At 74.7% G+C, this 18,861-nt stretch carries 17 protein-coding genes and 1 riboswitch; of the genes, 11 read left to right on the forward strand and 6 right to left on the reverse strand.

Going from position 1 to position 18,861, the window contains the following annotated elements; all coding sequences use genetic code 11:
* Window positions 1-142: 142 nt before the first annotated feature.
* From ABD774_RS09995 to ABD774_RS10010, 4 genes are all read right to left on the reverse strand, one after another.
* Window positions 143-3,673, reverse strand: coding sequence for a phosphodiester glycosidase family protein (locus tag ABD774_RS09995; protein ID WP_345040502.1), 3,531 nt, complete (start codon window positions 3,671-3,673; stop codon window positions 143-145).
* Between the two features lie 144 nt (window positions 3,674-3,817).
* Window positions 3,818-4,768: a DMT family transporter gene (locus ABD774_RS10000; RefSeq protein WP_345040504.1), complete on the reverse strand. Its 951-nt coding sequence runs from the start codon at window positions 4,766-4,768 to the stop codon at window positions 3,818-3,820.
* A gap of 145 nt (window positions 4,769-4,913) precedes the next feature.
* Window positions 4,914-5,003: riboswitch (glycine riboswitch) on the reverse strand.
* Window positions 5,004-5,089: 86 nt separating this feature from the next.
* The gene (locus tag ABD774_RS10005; RefSeq protein ID WP_345040506.1) at window positions 5,090-6,139 is read right to left on the reverse strand and encodes an LLM class flavin-dependent oxidoreductase; all 1,050 of its coding nucleotides are present in this window, start codon (window positions 6,137-6,139) and stop codon (window positions 5,090-5,092) included.
* Between the two features lie 12 nt (window positions 6,140-6,151).
* Window positions 6,152-6,463 (reverse strand): DUF1905 domain-containing protein, encoded by a 312-nt coding sequence (locus ABD774_RS10010; protein WP_345040509.1) that lies wholly within the window; start codon window positions 6,461-6,463, stop codon window positions 6,152-6,154.
* Between the two features lie 247 nt (window positions 6,464-6,710).
* On the opposite strand from ABD774_RS10010, the gene ABD774_RS10015 reads away from it, so the two are divergent.
* Together ABD774_RS10015 and ABD774_RS10020 are read left to right on the forward strand one after the other, a co-directional pair.
* Window positions 6,711-7,238, forward strand: a complete 528-nt coding sequence (locus tag ABD774_RS10015; RefSeq protein WP_345040511.1) for a class I SAM-dependent methyltransferase — start codon at window positions 6,711-6,713, stop codon at window positions 7,236-7,238.
* A gap of 5 nt (window positions 7,239-7,243) precedes the next feature.
* Window positions 7,244-8,137 carry an SDR family oxidoreductase gene (locus tag ABD774_RS10020; RefSeq protein WP_345040513.1) on the forward strand — a complete coding sequence of 298 codons (894 nt, stop codon included), beginning with the start codon at window positions 7,244-7,246 and terminating at the stop codon, window positions 8,135-8,137.
* A 257-nt stretch (window positions 8,138-8,394) separates the two neighbouring features.
* Here ABD774_RS10020 and ABD774_RS10025 read toward each other — a convergent pair whose 3' ends face one another.
* Window positions 8,395-8,664, reverse strand: coding sequence for a hypothetical protein (locus tag ABD774_RS10025; RefSeq protein ID WP_345040515.1), 270 nt, complete (start codon window positions 8,662-8,664; stop codon window positions 8,395-8,397).
* A 147-nt stretch (window positions 8,665-8,811) separates the two neighbouring features.
* Window positions 8,812-9,702: an alpha/beta hydrolase gene (locus ABD774_RS10030; protein WP_345040517.1), complete on the reverse strand. Its 891-nt coding sequence runs from the start codon at window positions 9,700-9,702 to the stop codon at window positions 8,812-8,814.
* A 219-nt stretch (window positions 9,703-9,921) separates the two neighbouring features.
* Here ABD774_RS10030 and ABD774_RS10035 point away from each other — a divergent pair, with 219 nt between their 5' ends.
* From ABD774_RS10035 to ABD774_RS10075, 9 genes are all read left to right on the forward strand, one after another.
* Window positions 9,922-10,509 carry a hypothetical protein gene (locus ABD774_RS10035; protein WP_345040520.1) on the forward strand — a complete coding sequence of 196 codons (588 nt, stop codon included), beginning with the start codon at window positions 9,922-9,924 and terminating at the stop codon, window positions 10,507-10,509.
* 17 nt (window positions 10,510-10,526) lie between these two features.
* The gene (locus ABD774_RS10040) at window positions 10,527-11,363 is read left to right on the forward strand and encodes a CPBP family glutamic-type intramembrane protease (RefSeq protein ID WP_345040522.1); all 837 of its coding nucleotides are present in this window, start codon (window positions 10,527-10,529) and stop codon (window positions 11,361-11,363) included.
* Window positions 11,360-12,235 (forward strand): phosphotransferase family protein, encoded by an 876-nt coding sequence (locus tag ABD774_RS10045; protein WP_345040525.1) that lies wholly within the window; start codon window positions 11,360-11,362, stop codon window positions 12,233-12,235. The genes ABD774_RS10040 and ABD774_RS10045 overlap by 4 nt, the downstream gene beginning before the upstream one ends.
* A gap of 71 nt (window positions 12,236-12,306) precedes the next feature.
* A complete protein-coding gene (locus ABD774_RS10050) occupies window positions 12,307-12,942 on the forward strand; it encodes a GNAT family N-acetyltransferase (RefSeq protein WP_345040527.1) in 636 nt (211 codons plus the stop codon).
* A 354-nt stretch (window positions 12,943-13,296) separates the two neighbouring features.
* A complete protein-coding gene (locus tag ABD774_RS10055) occupies window positions 13,297-15,042 on the forward strand; it encodes an AMP-binding protein (protein ID WP_345040529.1) in 1,746 nt (581 codons plus the stop codon).
* On the forward strand, window positions 15,035-15,874 hold the full coding sequence (locus tag ABD774_RS10060) for an enoyl-CoA hydratase/isomerase family protein (RefSeq protein ID WP_345040532.1): 840 nt from the start codon (window positions 15,035-15,037) through the stop codon (window positions 15,872-15,874). The genes ABD774_RS10055 and ABD774_RS10060 overlap by 8 nt, the downstream gene beginning before the upstream one ends.
* Window positions 15,875-15,904: 30 nt before the next feature.
* On the forward strand, window positions 15,905-16,219 hold the full coding sequence (locus ABD774_RS10065; protein WP_345040534.1) for a hypothetical protein: 315 nt from the start codon (window positions 15,905-15,907) through the stop codon (window positions 16,217-16,219).
* A 188-nt stretch (window positions 16,220-16,407) separates the two neighbouring features.
* A complete protein-coding gene (locus ABD774_RS10070) occupies window positions 16,408-17,946 on the forward strand; it encodes a bifunctional metallophosphatase/5'-nucleotidase (RefSeq protein WP_345040536.1) in 1,539 nt (512 codons plus the stop codon).
* Window positions 17,947-18,021: 75 nt separating this feature from the next.
* On the forward strand, window positions 18,022-18,795 hold the full coding sequence (locus tag ABD774_RS10075) for a DUF6544 family protein (RefSeq protein ID WP_345040539.1): 774 nt from the start codon (window positions 18,022-18,024) through the stop codon (window positions 18,793-18,795).
* Window positions 18,796-18,861 lie beyond the last annotated feature (66 nt).

Below are 18,861 nucleotides of genomic sequence, written 5' to 3' on the forward strand. Positions count from 1 at the left end.
GCACGTACGGCGCATTTCCAGCCTCCGATGGCCCGCCCGCCGTCCGGCGAGACGGGACCGCCACGGGAGACGGAGCGGGGCCGTCCTCTCCCCCGGGAGGACGGCCCCGCTCTCGTTCACCCGGCCGCTCGGCCGGGCGGCCTCACGCCCCGCAGGCCCACGGTGGCCTGCCGAGGCCGCGCTCGAGCGCCTGCGTGTGGTCTGCCGCGCCGCCGGGTGCCTCGGCCGGGGCCGAGCCGGGCGTCTCGCACGCGGGCACCTCGACCTCGGGCACGGTGACGGTGACCTCCTCGGTCACCCCGTTGACGGTCAGCCGCACGGTCGCGGTTCCCGAGCCCACGGCGGTCAGCTCGCCGGTGGCCGGGTTGAGCCGCAGCACGGCCGCCTCGCCCTCCAGCTCGGTGCCCGACCCCGGCTCGGACCCGGCGGAGACGGTCACGCCCTCCCCCGCCCAGTCGGCGCTCATCGGCCAGCCCACCGGAACCGCACGGGTGCCGTCCTGCGTGACCGTCCCGCCGACGACGGCGGTCTCCCCGAGCGTCAGCTCGGCCGGCACGTCGAGCGTGAGCGAGTCGACCCGGGCGCGGACCTCGGCCCGCATCCAGTCCAGCCGGTCGGTCACGGGTGCGGGGCTCTGGCCCACCACGCCGTCGGCCGGGTCGATGCCGAGCAGCGTCCACCCGGTGAACCCGCCGTTGTCCGGCGTGGAGGCCGGCGACTTGCCCGAGTTGCCGTTGATGACGTTGGAGACGCCGTCGAAGCTGCGGGCGTGGAACGCGCCGACGTGGGCGTTGACGGCCGCGACGGACTTGCCGGAGGTGGCCCGGAAGTCGGCGAGCGCCTCGTCGACCGCCGCGGCCTCGTACCGGTCGGACAGCTGCGAGGCGTCGTCGGGCAGCGGGTCCTCGGTCGGGTGGTGGAAGAACACCATCACGCCGGTGACCGCGGGGTCGGACGCCGCCGAGGCGAGGGAGTCCTCCAGCAGCCGGATCTGGTCCAGCCCGCCGGCCCGGAGGGACCCGGCGGAGGTGTCGAGCGTGACGACCCGCGTGCCGGCCACGTCCACCACGTTCTGCGCCGGCCCGAACGCTGCCTCGAAGGCCCCGATGGAGCCGCCCATGATCTCGTGGTTTCCCGGCACGTACAGGTACGGGACGGCGTCGCCGACCTCCTCCTCGAGCACCCGCCTGGCCAGGTCGAAGTCGATCGTGGCGCCCTCGTCGACCAGGTCGCCGTTGACGACCAGCAGGTCCGGGTCCTCGGCGACGATCTCCCGCAGCGTCCGCCGCGCGGCCGCGACGGTGTCGGAATCCGGGGCGCGGCCGACGAACTGCGCGTCCGACATCACCGCGATCCGCTGGGCGTACCCGTCCACGGTGCCGTCCGTGACGATCACCGGGTCGTGCACCGGCGCCAGCACCGGCTGCTCGACGTCGGGGGCGACGACGGCCCTGATGTCCGTGAACGCGACGTCGCCCTGGTAGCTGGCGGTGGAGCGGGTCTCCATGATCCGCACGCGCTCGAGCGTGAGGGGGAACGGCGTGCCCGCCGGGACCGTGAACGTGGTCTCCTTCCAGCCCTCCCAGGTGATCATCGGCCCGTCGAGCTGCTTGACCACGCCGTCGCCGTCGCGCACCTGCAGGCGCGGCCAGGCGCCGGTGGCGTCGCCGTCGATCAGCATCGTGATGGCCTGCGGCTGGCCGGGCACGGGGATGGGCGCGGGCGCGACGGCGTAGGAGCCGCGGGTCGCCGTCGACGTCGTGAAGTCGTGCGTGAGCCGCAGCGCCGCCTGCCCCTGGGGGCCCTCCGCCACGGTGAGCGTGCCGGTGGCGCGCGCCTGCGCGAAGGTCCACGACGCGCCGTCGGACAGGTCCGTGACCGGCTTGGTGGTCAGGCCGACGGTGACGGGCAGCTGCACGACGGTCCCGGCCACCTCCAGCTGGGCGAGCGCCGAGCCGGAGCCGGTGGTCGCGGTGATCGTGAAGGCCCCCAGGCCGGCCGGCTCGATGGTGAACCCCTCGTCGATGGAGGCGTCGACGTCGGAGACCTCGATCGGCGCGGAGAACCCGTCGGCGTCGTGGCCGGTGAGGGAGACGGTGGCGGTGTCGCCCTCGCCCTCCATGGCGATCTGCGAGGTCGACGCGGTGACGTGGTCCAGCGGGCCGAGCACGGTGAGGTTCGTGGCGCCGGTCAGGCCGGACGCCTTGTACGTGACAGTCGCGGGGCCGGGAGTGACGCCCTCCAGTACGGCGCCGGTCTTCGTCTGCTCGGTGAGAACGGCGTTGGCGTCGGCGCCGTTCGGCAGCGAGCCCGGCGAGGTCACGGTGAACCGGCCCTCGGCGTCGGTGCCGGCGAGCTGGTCGGTCAGGCCGACCCCCTCGACGGTTCGGTGCAGTCCGGGGATGACGTGGTGGGCGTCGTCGCCGTCGAGGGCGGGGCGCACGGCGACGTCGGTCAGCTCCTCGGTGTCGGCGGAGGAGAAGAACGCCAGGGAGTTGGCCACCACGCGCTGGGAGCCGTCGGAGGGGACATTGACGAGCTCGGGCTCGGTGCCGCCGGCGGGGCGGGCCACCATGGTGGTGGAGCCGCCGCCGTCGATGTTGACGGCGTTGTGGGCGCCGAGGTCGATCATGAGCTCGGCCATCTCCACGCGGGTCAGGCCGCGGGCGGTGGCGCTGCGCCCGTCCACCGTTGCGACGAGGAGCTCGGAGCCGTCCTCGGTCAGCCCGAGGACGGTGCGGGCGGCGACCGGCTCGTCGGGGAAGTCGGCCAGCTGCCCGTCCAGGACCAGCGGGACGTTGCCGCCGATCCCGAGGTCGACGTCGGAGCTCGGGGAGATCGTCACGTCCACGGCCTGACCGACCGCCAGGGCGCGCAGGGCGGCGGCGCCGGTGCCGCGGCCCAGCAGGACCTGACCGCCCGCGGGGAAGGTGGGCACCCCGGCCCCGTCGGTCACTGCGGTGACGGTGCCGCCGGAGACGACGGCGGTCGCGACGTCGGTCTCGCCGGGCAGGCCGGCGGGGCGGTCGAGGGAGGCGTTCCCCCACCGCTCGTTGTAGACGCCGATCGAGTCGGCCGGGACGGTCGCGCGGTTGAGGCCGGCCAGCTCGTGGGTGGTCCCGCCCGCGGTGAGGGTGCCGGAGGCGGAGAGGTACTCGACGGCCGCGACGCCGTCGGTGAGCGTGAACGCCGGGAACGGCTGGCTGTAGCCGTTGATGACCTCGCCGTCGCTGATCGTGGTGAAGATCGGGGCGTTGGTGAAGTTCATGTCGAAGTGGTTGCCGTTGACGGCGGCGACCGCCCCGGTGCCCTCGACCTGGTCCAGCACGGTGGCCGGGGATGTGGTGGAGCCCGAGTCGAGGACCTTCATGCTCAGGGTCGGCTCGGTGAGGTCCGCCTTGAGGATGTTGCCCGACGTCCAGCCCTTCTCCTCCAGGCGCTGGAAGCTGGTCAGGTCCAGGCCCGGCGCGACCGCCTGGGTGGAGACCTCGTGGAGCACGGACCCGTCGGCGTCGAGGTCGAGCCCGTTGTCGTCGCCGACGGTGACCAGGTCGGCGAGGGTCTCGGCGTCGGTCGGCTCGGTGGTGGCCAGCGCCGGCAGGGCGCCGACGGCGGCGAGGCAGAGGCCGGCGCCGGCGAGCGCGGCGGTCAGTCTTCGGGCAGGAAGGTGCACGGTTCCCCCGGATGATCGGTGCGGGCTGGCGCGGCCCGGACGTCGTCGTCCGGCCGCGGTTACCGACCGTAGCGAGGGGATATGGCTCGGTGATGAACGGCGGGTGAGCGGTTGTGGCCACGGCCGGTACCTGCCACCCCCGGCTCAGCCCCGCCGGCCCCCGAGCAGCGGGACGACGCCCGCGATGACGATGAGCCCGGCCCCGACGGCGGCGAGCGCCGAGATGCCCTCGCCGAACAGGGCGGCACCGAGCAGCAGCGCCACCACGACCTCCCAGTAGGACAGGCCGGAGAGCTCCGCGGCGCGCAGGTGCTTGCCCGCCACGACGAGCAGGCCGAGCGCGAGGAGCCCGCAGACGAGGAAGAACGCGGCGGCCCACGCCCAGTGGGTCGCCGTCATCCCGGACAGGTCGGGCCGCACCACGGCGACCAGGGCCGCGGTCCCCAGCGTGCCGAAGGCGAAGTTCCAGAAGCTGCGCACGTCCGCCGGCATGTCGGCGCGGTACCGGTAGCACAGCAGCGCCGCCCCGTAGAAGATCCCGGAGGCGATGCCGAGCCCGACGCCCAGGGCCTCCTGCCCGGACGCCGCGGCGGGCTCGCCGCCGACCAGGCCCGCCGCCAGCGTCATCCCGACGAAGCTGGTGACGAGGGAGACCACCTCGAGACGGGTCATCGACTCCTTGAGCAGCACCCACGCCAGGGCGGCCGAGAGGACCGGGCCCAGGTAGTGCAACGCCACGGCGAGCGCGAGGTCGACGAGGACGGTCGCGGAGAGCAGCGTCGCCAGCGACAGCCCGAGGAAGACACCGCCCAGCACGACGGACCAGGACAGGCGTGTGCGGCGCAGGACGCCGAGGCGGCGGCCGGCGGCGAGGACGACCAGCATCCCGATCGCGCCGACCAGCATGCGGCCCATCGTGAGCGCCTCGCCGATCGGTGCGCCGGACGGAGTGGCCAGGCGGCCGAACACCCCCGCGGTGCCCATGGCGGTGGCAGAGACGACGATCGCGACGACGCCGAGGCGGCGGTTGCGGGCCGGGGCGCCGGCACGAGTGATCTCGGGGACGCGCACGGGCGCGTGGGCGGACAGTGCCACAGAACTCCTCAGGACGGGCACGCGCGGGGGCGCGCAGAGCGGGCGGATCGATCCCCGCTCTGTCATCGGACCTGAGAGCTTTCACGGGCCGCGGCCCGGTTACACCGTCGGTGGACCCCCGAGGGGGTCGCTTTCCAGAGGAGCCTCGCCGGCGGCGGTCTTGGGGGCCTGAGAGATTCCCGGGGAGGTTGCTCCTTCGGCGCCCGCTGCTGCGGGACTCTCCCGCCGCGGTTCGGTGGCGTGTTCAGTTGTGGAGGTTTCAAGTATGCCTTACCGGACCGCAACGGCGGCAAACGCGGCGCGGCGCGCGCGTGCAGGGCGTCAACCTGCGGGTGACCACCCGAACGCCGGCGCCACGTGCCGGGCGATGTTCTCCAGCAGCTGGGCGTTGTACTCGACACCGAGCTGGTTCGGCACCGTGAGCAGCACCGTGTCCGCCGCCGCCACGGCCGCGTCCTTGCTCAGCTCCTCCGCGATGACGTCGGGCTCCCCGGTGTAGCTCTTGCCGAACCGTGCGCGGACGCCCTCGAGCATGCCGACCTGGTCGTGCCGCTCGTCCTCGCGGCCGCCGAAGTAGGCGCGGTCGAGGTCGGTGGTGAGCGGGATGACGCTGCGGCTGACCGAGACGCGGGGCTCCCGCTCCCAGCCGGCGTCCCGCCAGGCCTGGCGGTAGAGCTCGATCTGCTCGGCCTGCAGCTCGTCGAACGGCACGCCGGTGTCCTCGCTCAGCAGCGTCGAGCTCATAAGGTTCATCCCCTGCTCCGCCGTCCACCGCGCGGTGGCCCGCGTCCCCGAGCCCCACCAGATCCGCTCGGGCAGGCCCGGCGAGAGCGGCTGGATCGCGAGCGGGGCGTCGCTCCCGGTCATCCGCGGGTTCGCGCGCGCCACCCCCGCGCCGTCGATCGCGGCCCGGAAGAGCTCGGTGTGCGCACGGGCCATGTCGGCGTCGCTCTGCCCCTCGGCGGGGACGTAGCCGAAGGACTCGTACCCGCGCAGGGCCGTCTCGGGCGAGCCGCGGCTGACGCCGAGCTGGAGGCGCCCGCCGCTGATGAGGTCGGCGGCCGCCGCCTCCTCGGCCATGTAGAGCGGGTGCTCGTAGCGCATGTCGATCACCCCGGTGCCGATCTCGATGCGCGAGGTGCGCGCGGCGATCGCGGAGAGCAGCGGGAAGGGCGAGGCGAGCTGGCGGGCGAAGTGGTGCACGCGCACGTACGCGCCGTCGATGCCCAGCTCCTCCGCGGCAACGGCGAGCTCGATGGTCTGCAGCAGGGCGTCCGCGGCCGTGCGGGTCTGGGACCCAGGCACCGGCTGCCAGTGCCCGAACGAGAGGAAGCCGATGCGCTTGCGGTGCGTCCCGCCGTCCGTGGTCATGGCCGCATCCTCTCAGCCGGCCCCGACGTCGAGCAGGGTGAGCCGGACCCGCGCCGTGTCCCCCGCCTCCAGCCGCTCCGCCTTCCGCACCGCCTTCTTGATGGGCAGCACGTAGGTGCGCCGGCCGCTGTCGGGGAAGACCGACGTCCGCCACACCGTCCTGCCGACGACGACCTCCACCCGCACCGAGCCGAAGCCACGCTCGTACGGGGCGCTCAGCTCGAGGATCTCGTCGGCCACCTCCGTGGGCAGCGAGACGAACGTCCAGGTGTCCATCTGCCGGGCGTCCCAGAGCCACAGCGCGGCGTCGAACTCGTAGGTCACGGCGGCATGCTCCCGGCGCTGGGCCCGCGGGTCAACCGGTTTGGCGACCGGTCAACCGGTTCGGCGGCCGGCCCACGGTTCGGCGGCCAGCCACGACGGCGGACGGCGAGGGCGGCGCCCCGGCCGCACGCCGTCGCTCGAAAATGCCGTGCCCCCGCCGGGCCGGGAGGGCACGCTCTCCCCGTACCGACCGGTCCGGCCGGCGGCGATGACGTCACGCGCGTCCGGACGATGAGGAGGTTGTGCGGTGGCTCGCGTGCCGACCCGGATCGACGCCGCGATCCGGCACCTCGACCCTGCGGGGACCGAGCGGGTTCTCGAGATCGGCGGCGGCACGGGCGTGGCGGTCGAGATCCTGCTCGACACCTTCCCCCGTCTCACGTGCACCGCCGTCGACCGGTCCGCCCGTGCGGTCGACCAGACCCGACGGCGCAACGCCCGGTTCGTCGAGGAGGGGCGGCTGACCGTCGTGGAGGCGGACGTCGCCGACCTGACGGCCGCGCTCGGCGCGGACGCCACGTTCGACCTCGCCCTGGCCGTCAACGTCAACGTCTTCTGGACCCGGCAGGCGGTGCACGAGGCCGGCGCCCTCGCCGCGCACCTGCGACCGGGCGGGCGCCTGTGCCTCGTCTACGAGCTGCCGGACGGGCGGCGGCCCCGCGAGGACGTGGCGGACCGCGTGGTCCGCTCCCTCGACGTCCCGGGTCTGCGGACCGCGGTCCGCGCCGAGGACGGTCTGCTGGTGGTCACCTCCAGACGCGATCTGGGAGGGTGAGCCCCGTGACCGACCACGCCGTCCCGCAGAGTCCCGCCGCCCCACGGCGAACGCACGTCGTCACCGGCGCCGACTCGGGGATCGGTGCCGAGCTGGTCGGGCTGCTGAGGTCCGCCGGTGACCGGGTGCTCACCTGCGGCCTGGGCGACGGGGTCGACGTGCGCGCCGACCTGGCCACCGCGACCGGACGCACCGCACTCGTGACGGCCGTGGAGCGGCTCGCCCCCGACGGCCTCAACGGCGTCGCCCTGGTCGCAGGGATCGACGACCGCGGCCCGGCCACCGTCTCGGTGAACTACTTCGGCACGACCGCGGTGCTCGACGGGCTCCGCCCCCTCCTCGCGCGCCGACCCGCCCCGCGGGCGACCGTGGTCACCTCCGCGTCGTCGCTCTCGGCCGGCGATCTCGCCGTCGTCGAGGCCTGCCTGGCCGGGGACGAGGCGGCGGCGCGGGCGGCCGCCGGGGGTGCGGCCGGGCGGGGACGGGGCGCCGTCATCTACCGCTCGACGAAGATCGCGCTGAACCGCTGGGTCCGCCGCCAGGCCGCGGACGCCCGGTGGGCCGGCGCGGGGATCACGCTCAACGCGGTCGCACCTGGCGTGGTCGACACCGAGACCGCCCGGCGGACGATGCTCGGCAACGCCGCACAGGCACGGGTCCTCGCCGAGGCGTTGCCCCAGCCGCTGGGCATCCCCGGACCCGTCCGCGCGGTGGCGAGCGTGATCGCCTGGACGCTGGCGGAGGAGAACGCCTTCATGACCGGGCAGGTGCTCTTCGTCGACGGCGGCGCCGACGCGGTCCTCCGCGGTGAGGGGCCCTACGAGGACGGGGTGCGCTACAGCCCCGCGGCGGTGGCCAGGATGGTCTTCTGGTCAGCGGTGGCGCGCCTGCGGCGCTGATCACCGGAGCGCCGAGCCAGCCGCCGACCGGGCCGCCGGAGCGCCGAGCCAGCCGCCGACCGGGCCGCCGGAGCGCCGAGCCAGCCGCCGGCGGCGGGCCGCCGGAGCGCCGAGCCAGCCGCCGGCGGCGGGCCTGACCCCCGTCAGAGGACCGAGACACGAACGAGATCGAGGTTCTGGTTCGTGCATCGACGAATCCGAACCAGAGCCTCGATCTCGTTTGGGCCTTGCGAGCCTCTCGACCCGACGGCGCGGGTCTAGCGGTCCCGGCCGCCGAGCACAGCAGTACCGACGCGGACAAGCCCGAGCGCGACGGCGTAGGTGACCAGCGCGATCGTGGCGATCTGCACGACGGCGGGGGTGCGCCGTCGTCCGCGGTGCGCCCCGTCGCGCGACTCGCCACCGGCGATGCCGGCGTCGGCCCGGACGTGCTCCGCCGCGGGGCACGTCTCCTCCGGGCCCTCGACGAGATAGTGGTGACCGTCGGGCGTGGTGTGCACGTGCATGGTCGCGGTGGGGTCGGTCATCGTCCTGGTCCTTCGACGGCGGCGGGAGTCTCCTACCGGTATATCCGAAAACGGCGCCAGGAGCGCGCCCGCCCGGCCCCGCGCGGGCCGGAGATGCGTCACACTTCCGGCGCCGAGACGGCGCCGCCGCGGGCCTCCGCCCGGGCGTCACGCCGTCGCGAGCGCGCGCGAGAGGAAGTCGACCTGGTCGGCGAGGACCCGTTCCCGCACGTCCGGCCGGTACATGTCGAAGTGGGAGCAGGGGTAGGTCCGCACCTCCACCCGCGGCGCCGCCCGGACCAGCTGGTCGGTCTGCTCCCCCTGGGTCTCCCGGTCGAGCGCGGCGACGCACACGAGCAGCGGCATCGTCAGCCGGGACGCGACGCTGCCCGGGCGGTAGCGCATCATCGACCACAGCGCCCGCGGCGCGACGCGGTTCTCCCAGGTGTCGCTCGCCAGATTCTCGACGGTCCGCTGCGCCTCGTCGCTGGCCATCACGGCGAGCTCGCCGGGGCGCCCCACCGCCTTGATGTAGCCGGGCGGCAGGCGGAACGCCCCACGAAGGGCGTCCCCGGCCATGGCGCGCAGCAGCGCCCGCTGCGACCGGGCAGAGCGCCCTTCCACCTTCCTGGGGAAGCCGTTGAAGGGCACCTGCGCGACGACGGCGGCGATGCGCGGGTCGTCCGCCGCGACGGTCACCACGTGCCCACCGCCGAGCGAGGTGCCCCACAGCGCGACCCGGTCGGCGGCGACGCCGGGCAGCCGGCGCAGCTGGGCCACCGCGGCCCGGATGTCGGCGAGCTGGCCGCGGATCGAGACCACCTGCCGGGGCCGGCCGTCGCTGCGGCCGAAGCTGCGGTAGTCGAACGTCAGCGCCGCCCAGCCGTGCTCGGCGAACGTCGTGGCGGCGGCGACAACCGAGGGCGTGTCCTGCGTGCCGCCGAACCCCGTGCACACCACGACGCCGGGCGTGGTCCCGCCGCGATCCGGCCGGTAGAGGTTCCCGGCGAGCCGCGTGCCGCCAGACAGGAACGTCAGCGCCTCGGGTCCGGTCGCCATCGCTACGTCCTCCACCTCCCGACGGCGGAAGCGCGGCTCCCTCGGGCGTTCCGGCGTCGTCGACGCTCCCAGGCTAGCCAGCCCGCTCCCGCCCGCGGGGCGGGACCGGCGACCCGGACGGCGTCGATCCGGACGCCGACGACCGTCGCCCGGTGACGACACCGGGAGTCGACACCGGGCCGATGTGGCCGGCGGCAGCCCGCTCATAGCGTCACCGTCATGACACAGCACACCCCAGACACAGCCCCGATGGTGCCGACCGGCACGTCGCGGCCACGCCCGGCACGCCTCCAGGCCGACCCGAGAACGGGACGGCAGAAGCTGGCCCACGCGGTCACCCTCGCCTACGCGTGGGTGATGATGATCCTGCTCGGGGCCATCGTGCTCGAGACGTTCATGGTCTACCCGAACGTCTTCGCCGACCCGCCGGAGTCGCTCGAGCTCGGCATGGAGTTCCTCGCCGTCACGGGGCCGAATGACTTCTTCCCGCCGCTCGGGCTCGCCACCTGGGTGCTCGGCGGCGCCGCCCTCGTCCTCACCTGGCGGGAGCGCCAAGCGCGCTGGTGGATCCTCGTCAGCCTCGTGGCGATCCTCGGTGAGGGCCTCGCCTCCATCGTCTACTTCTGGCCGCGCAACGAGATCATGTTCGTGGAGGGCCTGGCGGTCCACTCCCCCGAGTACCTGGTGCAGGTGGCGCGGGAGTTCGAGACCTGGCACTGGCGCTCGCGCATGGGGTTCAACGTGGTGGCGGCCGTGGGCGCCTTCGTCGGGTTCCTCCGGGTCTACCGGCTCCGGTGGGCGAGCTAGACGGCCACACTGGGCAGGTGCGCGCACGCCCGGTCCGCGACCCCGGGCGCCCACCCGTCACGGTGGGCGCCGGCCGGTCCGTGCCGGCGTTCCTCGCGTCTGTCGCCCTCCTCTCGGCCGTCTTCTGGGCGCTCGACCCGCTGCTCGGCGACCCGCTGGGCGCGCTCACCGGCACCGACCTGCCCGCGAGCGCGCTCATGTTCCTCGTGCCCGGCGCGGCAGCGGTCGCCCTGACGTGGCGCCGCGGCGGGCGCCCGGCCGTCCGACGGCTGCTGACGACGGCGACCCGGCGGCCGCGTCCGAGATCGCGGCTCTGGTACGTGCCCACCCTGCTGCTGATGCCCGCCGTGGTCGTGGCGAGCTACGCCGTCGTGCGGCTGGCCGGGCTGCCGCTCCCCCAGCAGATCGTGGTGCCGTGGGCCGCCGTCCCCGTGCTGCTCGCGCTGTACCTCGTCAGCGGGTGGTGCGAGCAGCTGGGCTGGACCGCCTACGCCACCGACCCGCTCCAGGCCCGCCTGGGCGCCCTCGGCGCGGCGCTCGTCCTCGGGCTGGCGTGGGCGCTCATCCACGTCATCCCCTACGCCCAGGCCGGCCACGGCACACGGTGGATCCTCGGCCAGTGCCTCTACACGGTGGCGCTGCGGGTGCTGCTGTCCTGGATCTACGCCAACGCCGGGCCGGGCATCCTGGCCGTCACGCTGTGCCAGGCGTCCTCGAACGTCGCGTGGTCGCTGTTCCCGAACCACGGCTCGCACTTCGACCCGGTGGTCGCGGGCATCCTCGTCGGCCTCGCGGCCGTGGCCGTGGTGGTGCTCTCCGGTCCGCGCACGCTCGCCGGGAGGTCGACGTCGTGACGGACCCCGGGGCGACCGTCACGGGGCTGCTGGCCGGTCAGGGTTACCGCGCGGAGTCCGTGCGCCCGCTCGGGTCGGGCCTCGACCACACCGCCTTCGAGGTCGACGGCGCCCTCGTCGTCCGGGTGTCCGCGCGCGCCCACCCGGCGGAGCGCGCCCTCGAGGTGGACCGCGAGACGCGGCTCCTGCACCGGATCGCGGCGATCAGCCCGCTGCCCGTGCCGACGCCGCTCTACGCAGACCCCGCGGGCGGCTGGCTCGCCTACCGGAAGCTGCCGGGCGCGCCGTTCCTCGGCCTGCCGGAGCCCGCGGCCTGGGCGACGACCGTGGGGACCGCGCTGGGCCGGCTGCTCGCCGTCCTCCGCGGCCAGCCGCCGGAGGCCTGGGCCGGGCTCGTCGAGAACGACGACGTCCCGCCGCACGCATGGCTTCGGGAGGCCCGCGAGACGTACGCGGCCGTGGCCGCCTCGGTCCCGCCGTCGCAGCGAGGCGCCGTCGAGGCGTTCCTCGGCGCCGCTCCGCCGCCCGCCACGACGCGTCGCGTCCTGTCCCACAACGACCTCGGGATCGAGCACGTCCTGGTCGACCCGGCCACGGGCGAGGTCATCGGCGTCATCGACTGGAGCGACGCCGCCCTCGTCGACCCGGCGTGCGACCTCGGCCTGATCCTCCGAGACCTCGGGCCCGACGGCCTGGACGCCGCCCTCGCGGCGCTGCCACCCGACGACGACGACGAGCTGCGCACGCGGGCCACGTTCTACGCCCGATGCAGCGCCCTGGAGGACCTCGCCTACGGCGTGGGGACGGGTCGGGGAGCCTACGTGCGCAACAGCCTGGCCGCCCTCGCCCGGCTGCTCCCACCGCGCCAGTAGCCCGTAGGCGACACCGGACGTCGACGGCGAGCCGATGTGGCCGACCGCCGCGCCCCCTTAAGGTCGCCGTCATGGCACACGCCCCGGACGATCTGCCGCCGGCGGGAAGCACCCTCGTGCGGCCCCTCGGGCCCGAGGAGGTGCGGACCGCCGTCGCCCTCCTCGCCCGGGGGATGCGCGACAACCCGCTCCACCTGGCCGCGTACGGCCGCGACGAGCGGCTGCGGCGCGCTCGCCACGCCCGCCTGCTCACGGGCCGGCTCGACGTCGCCCCCACCCTGGCGCTCGCGGGCGCGTTCCGCGGCGGTGTCCTCGTCGGGGTCTGCGGCGCGGCGCCCGCCGGGACCTGCCGGCTCACCACCGTCCAGCGGCTCCGCATGCTGCCGACGCTCGCGCGGCTGGGCCCGGCCGCGGCGGCCCGCGTTCTCGCGTGGACGGGCGCGTGGTCGCGCCATGACCCGACGACGCCGCACGTGCACCTCGGCCCGGTCGGCGTCGACGCCCACCTGCAGGGGCGGGGCGTCGGCACCGCTCTGCTGGCTCACCACTGCCGTCGGCTGGACGCCGAGGGGCAGGTCGGCTACCTCGAGACGGACAGGCCGCAGAACGTGTCCTTCTACTCCCGGTTCGGGTACGCCGTCGTCGGCGAGGAGACGGTGCTCGGCGTCGCCAACTGGTTCATGGCCCGGGATCCGTCCGCGGCGTGACGGGTTCGGTCGTCGACCCCTCCGGCAACGTCGTCGGACCGTGTCCAGCCCGCACCACCTCCTCGACCGGAACGATGTCGGGGCCCGCCGGCGAGCCTCGCCGCGACGGACGCCCCGGGAGGACCGTCGCCGGGGCCTGACGACCCCCGCACGCTGCCGACCGACGGCGAGCGCACGCCTGCCGACCGACGGCGAGCCATCCCACCACCCGGCCCCGGGCCACGCACGCCGCCCGGTGGCTCGTCCCGCATGGTGAGCGCACCCCACGTGTCCCGTCTCGCCCGCCGACGCGGCAGTGGTGCCGGCGCGCCCGGCCCGCACGATCGGGGCACGCCGAACCACGAGGAGATTCACGTGCCCCACCGCCTTCAGCACCACGTCGCCGACACTGACGCCGACGTGACAGCGAGCTCGCCGCTCGCCGCCATCGACGTCGCAGCGCTGCGCGGCCGCCGCGCCACCAGCCGCTGGAACCGCGTCTCCGTGGGCGACCTCCTCGAGCGGCTCACCTGGAGCGAGCCGGAGAAGGAGGCGATCGTCGGCTGGGAGGGCGCCTACGAGAATCTCGCCCACGCCCGGCTGACCTACCTCGCCGCGGACCGGCTGGCCAACCAGGTCGCCCACGCGTTGCTGGCCGAGGGCCTGCGAGCCGGCGACGTCGTCGCGCTCCTGACCGAGAACTCGGTCGAGGCGCTCGTGACGAAGCTGGGCATCGCCAAGGCTGGTCTCGTGGCCGCCCCGATGAACCCCTCCATGGCGGCCGACCAGCTGGCGTCGATGATCGAGCTGGTGGAGCCCGCGTTCCTCGTCGTCGACGCCGAGCTGTGGCCGCGGGCCGAGCTGGTCCTCACCGAGCGGGGCGTCCTCCCCGGTGTGGCCATCGCCATCGGCGGCCCCCTCCCCGGCGTCCCGACGTTCACCGAGTTCGTCGCGGGCCGCCCGACGGCCGAGCCGGACGCCGTCGTCCACGGCGACGACATCGCCGAGATCCTCTTCACCTCCGGGACCACGGCCTCCCCCAAGGGCGTCATGCTCTCGCACAGCAACGCCTACATGGGCGGGTACTCCTTCACCGGCCTCGCGACGGCGGGGCTGCGGTTCCAGCACCACCTGCGGCTCGGCTGCTTCCTCCCGATCGTCTACCACTCCGGGGACGTCCTGTTCACCGCCGTCGCCCTTTCCGGCGGCACCCTCGTCCTCGGCCGGCGGCCCGACCCGACGGCCATGGCGCAGGCGGTCCACACCGAACGGCTCACCGCGCTGTGGGCCGGCATGCCGCGGCTGGTCCGCGCCGTCGTCGCCGCGCTCGACGAGCGCCCAGAGCTGGACACCGCCAGCCTGCACACGCTGGTCTACGGCTGGTCGCCGATGCCGGCCGACGTCTACGCCGCGCTCAAGGAGCGCGTCGGCGAGCAGGTCACCGTCGCCGAGATCCTCGGCATGACCGAGGTGATCCCGGCCCACCGCTACTGGCACGAGGACAACCACGCCATCGAGGAGACGAAGGGCACCGAGGACAACTACGTCGGGCTGCCCAGCCCCGCCATCGCCGCGCGCCTTGACGACGCCGGAGCCACCGTCCCGCTGGGCGGCGACGGCGTCGGGGAGGTCGTCTACCGCTCCCCCGCCCTCATGGCTGGGTACTACCGCGACGAGGAGGCGACCCGCCACGCGCTGCGCGACGGCTGGTTCCACGGCGGGGACGCCTTCCGGTACGGCCAGGAGGACCAGCGCCTCATGGTCGACCGGTACAAGGACCTCATCAAGTCGGGCGGCGAGAACGTCGCGAGCGCCCGCGTCGAGGCCGTGCTGCGTGAGCACCCGGCCGTCGACGACGTGGCGGTGGTCGGCCTGCCGCACCCGGAATGGGACGAGGCCGTGACCGCCGTCGTCGTCGCCCGCGACGGCGCCGGCGGCCCGGGCCTCGAGGCGGACCTCGTCGACCGGTGCAAGCAGCGGCTGGCCCGCTACGAGGCGCCCAAGCGGGTGGTGTTCGTCGACGCGCTGCCGGTGACCGTGGGCGGCAAGATCCTCAAGCACCGCCTGCGCGAGCAGCTCGCCGGCCTGTACACCCGCGAGGAGGAGACCGCCCGTGTCTGACACCACCACCGGCGCGACCGTCAGCGGCACCGCCGTCGAGGGGGCTACCGAGGCGGCGGCCGGCCTGGTCGAGGGGTACGAGAACCTCCGGGTGAGCCTGGCCGGCGGTGTCCTCACCATCGAGCTGCACCGGCCGGGCCGGCTCAACGCCCTGAGCGCGGACCTGCTCGAGGAGCTCGGGCGGGCCGTCGCTCTCGCGTACCACGACGACGCCCGGGTGCTCGTGCTGCGCGGCGCGGGCCGCTCGTTCTGCGCGGGGTACGACGTCACCGCGATCACCGCGGAGGGCACGTTCCGCGACCGGTGGCTGGCCAACAGCCGGCTGGCCGCGGTGGTCCGCGCCATCGAGGAGGCCCCGGTGGTGCGGGTGGCGCAGCTGCACGGGCACGTCGTCGGCGCGGGGCTGATCCTCGCCACCCTGTGCGAGCTGCGCTACGCCGCCCCGGACACGCGGTTCTCGGTGCCGGAGCTCGACCTGGGCATCCCGTTCTCCTACGGCGGCATCTCCCGGCTTGCGCGGTACGTGGGCCTGACGCGGGCGGCGGACATGGTGCTGACCTGCACACCGCTGGCGGCCGACCAGGCGCTCGCGGCCGGACTCGTGACCGAGGTGGTGGAGGCCACGGAGCTCGGGGCGCGAGTCGGCGCCGTCGCGGAACGCCTGGCCGCCCGCCCGCCCGTGCTCGTGGCCCAGACCCTGGTCGGGCTGCACGAGGCCGCCCGGGACCTGCTGCCCGCGGACACCGTCGACCTGCCGCAGATGTTCCTGGCCCAGGACGACCCCGAGGCGCGGGCGGTCAACGAGCGGTACCTCGAGCGATTCCGCCGCTGAGCGGCCGCGTCACCGCTAGCGTGACGGCCCATGAGCGTGCCGCGCACCCTGACGGTCCTCGGCGCGGTGCTGCTCGTGGGCGGGCTCGCCGCGTCCTTCGGTCCGCCCGACTGGTCGGGAGAGCCGGGCTACGGGTGGGTCACCGACCCCGAGGAGATCGCCGCGCTCGAGGCGAGGCTCTCGCCGGTGGGGTACACCCTGTCCGGGGTCCGGTACCAGCTCACCTGGTGGCAGGTGGTCGGCTACGGCATCTCCTCCCTCGGGCTGGTCGTCCTCCTGACGGCGCTGGGCCGCGCCCTCGGACGCCGGCGGCCGCGCCCCGGCACCGAGACCACCGATCTCTAGGTGCCGCGTTGTCCCCGCAGCCACGCCAGCACGGCGAGCACGCGGCGGTGGTCGTCGGCGGAGGGCGCCCGCTCGAGCGGGCCGCTGCTACGCCGGACCGTCGGCTGACGGACAACGGACACGCTTCGTTCACGTGGTGCGGCTAGCGTCCCCGACGGCACCCCGTCCGATTCACGAAGGGCCCGTCCATGCCTCGTCACACCGTCCTCGCCGCCACCTCGGCCGCCCTCGCCGGGCTGCTGCTCGCGGCCCCGGCCGCGGCCGCCCCGCCCGAGCACGCCGCCGGGTCCGACAACCCGCGCACCTCGCAGACCGCCACGCTGCTGTACTTCCACGACGCCCACGAGATCGGTCCCGTGCTCGGCGGCGGCCAGGACCGCGGCGGCGTCGCCCGCCTCGCGACGGCGATCGACACCGTCCGCGCGGAGAACCCCGCCACCTCCGTCGTCTTCGGCGGCGACCTCGCCGGCGGCACGCTCTTCGGCGGCCTGTACAAGGGCTTCCCCATGGTCGAGGCGTTCAACACCATCGGCATCGACCTCGCGAACTTCGGCCAGCACGACTTCGACTTCGGCGTCGACAACGCCCGCGAGCTCGTCGCCGCCTCGGACTTCCCGTGGATCAGCTCCAACCTCGTCGACGGCGAGGGCGAGCCGTTCGTCGACGGCGGCACCTGGGCGGTCCAGCAGGTCGGCAAGGTCCGGGTCGGCTTCGTCGGCCTGACCGACGCGATCGAGACCACCTCGGCGAGCGACCAGCTCGACGAGCTCGACGCGGTCGAGTCCACCCGCTCCGCCGTCGCGGAGATGACGGCGAGCGAGAAGGTCGACGTCGTCGTCGCCGTCACCCAGCACCCCATGGAGGAGAACCGGGAGCTGGCGCGGGCCGTGCCGCAGATCGACGCGATCTTCGGCGAGGAGATGGCCGAGTACGACTCCGTGATCGAGCACGAGGGCGACGTCCCGCTCATGGCGTCCGAGGGGAACATGGGCTCCCTCGTCCGGCTCGACATCACCAAGGAGCACGGCGAGTACGCGCTCGCGCCGTCCGTCGTCGAGGTCGACCACACCGTGGCCGCCGACCCGGAGCTGCGGGCGATGGAGGAGCGCTACGCCGCGGAGATGGAGGAGAACCTCTCCACCGTCCTCGCCACCGTGGAGACGCCGCTGCTCAACCCCGACCACGCCAGCCGGCGGCGCGAGACCGCCCTGGGCAACTTCGTCGCCGACGCCTTCCGTGAGTACCACGGCACGCAGATCGGCTGGATGAACGGCGGCGGCCTGCGCGCCGAGGCGCCCGGGCCCGACTTCACCACCCGCGACGCGTACGCCATCGCCCCGTTCGACAACAAGGTCATGGCCGTGCAGGTCAGCGGCGCCGGGATCGTCCAGGCGCTCGAGCAGGCCGTGGCGAAGGTCGACACCCTGGGCGGCGGGTTCCCGCAGGTGTCCGGGATGTCCTACGCCTACTCCCCCACGGCGCCGGTCGGCTCCCGGGTGAGCGACGTGCGGGTGGCCGGCGAGCCGATCGACCCGGCCGCCACGTACAGCGCGGCCGTGACGAACTACGTCGCCGGGGGCGGCGACGGCGTGACCGGGTTCGCGGGGGCCGAGGTGCTCGTCCCGGTGTCGGAGGCCCCGGCCGACGCCGAGGCGATCGTCGCCCACGCCACCGATCTCGGCGTCATCGACGTCGCCACGGACGGGCGCATCACCGTCCTGCCGTGACGTCACGCCGGGACGTTCGTCCGTCGCGCCGGCGTTTCGTCCGAGGATGGTGGAGGAGGACGGAGGTGGGGCGCGATGACGACGCCGACCAGGCAGCTCCCGGCCGTGCCGCGCGCCGCCCGGCCCGACTGGGACGACCTCCTCACGCCCACGCCCGACCCGGAGCCGTACGACCCCGCGATGGCGGCGGACCTGCCGGCGGCCGCCCGCCGGTGGCTCGACCACGCCGTCGCACCGGGAACGCCGCTGCGCCGCCGGGTCGAGATGCGCCAGCACGGGCAGATCCGGCTCGGCCGCAGGTGGTGGCCGATCCGGGCCCGGCAGGCGCTGGACCCGCTGCGGGGCTACGTCTGGCCGGTGCGCACCAGCCTCCTCGGCGTCCCGCTGGTGGGGGTCGACCGCCTCCACGACGAGCGCGCGCAGATGACCCACCGGCTGCTCGGGCTGGTCCCCGTGGTGCGGGCGTCCGGCGCCGACCTCGCGCGCGGCGCCGCCGCCCGCGCCGCGAGCGAGATGTGCTGGTCCCCCGCCACGGCGCTGCACCCGGCGGTCCGGTGGCGCGAGGTCTCGGACACCGAGGCGGTCGCCCTCGTGCCGGTCGCCGGCGAGATCCAGGAGTGCACGCTGGACGTGGACGGCTCCGGCACCCTGCGCGGCTGCCGCAACCGGCGCTGGGCCCGGCTCGACGGCGGACCATGGCGGTGGCACACCTTCGGTGCGCGCATCCTCTCGGAGGGCACGTTCGCCGGGTTCACCGTGCCGACCCGCGTGGTGGCCGGGTACGGCGAGGACTACGCCGGCGAGGGCGCGTTCGTCCGCCTGGCGATCGACGACGTCGTCCACCACTGAGCCATGACGGCGGCTGGAGGTCAGGGGCGAACCAGGGTCCGACCAGGGCCGACCCCGATACCGCCG

This window comes from Georgenia daeguensis (assembly GCF_039537705.1).
GTDB lineage: Bacteria > Actinomycetota > Actinomycetes > Actinomycetales > Actinomycetaceae > Georgenia > Georgenia daeguensis.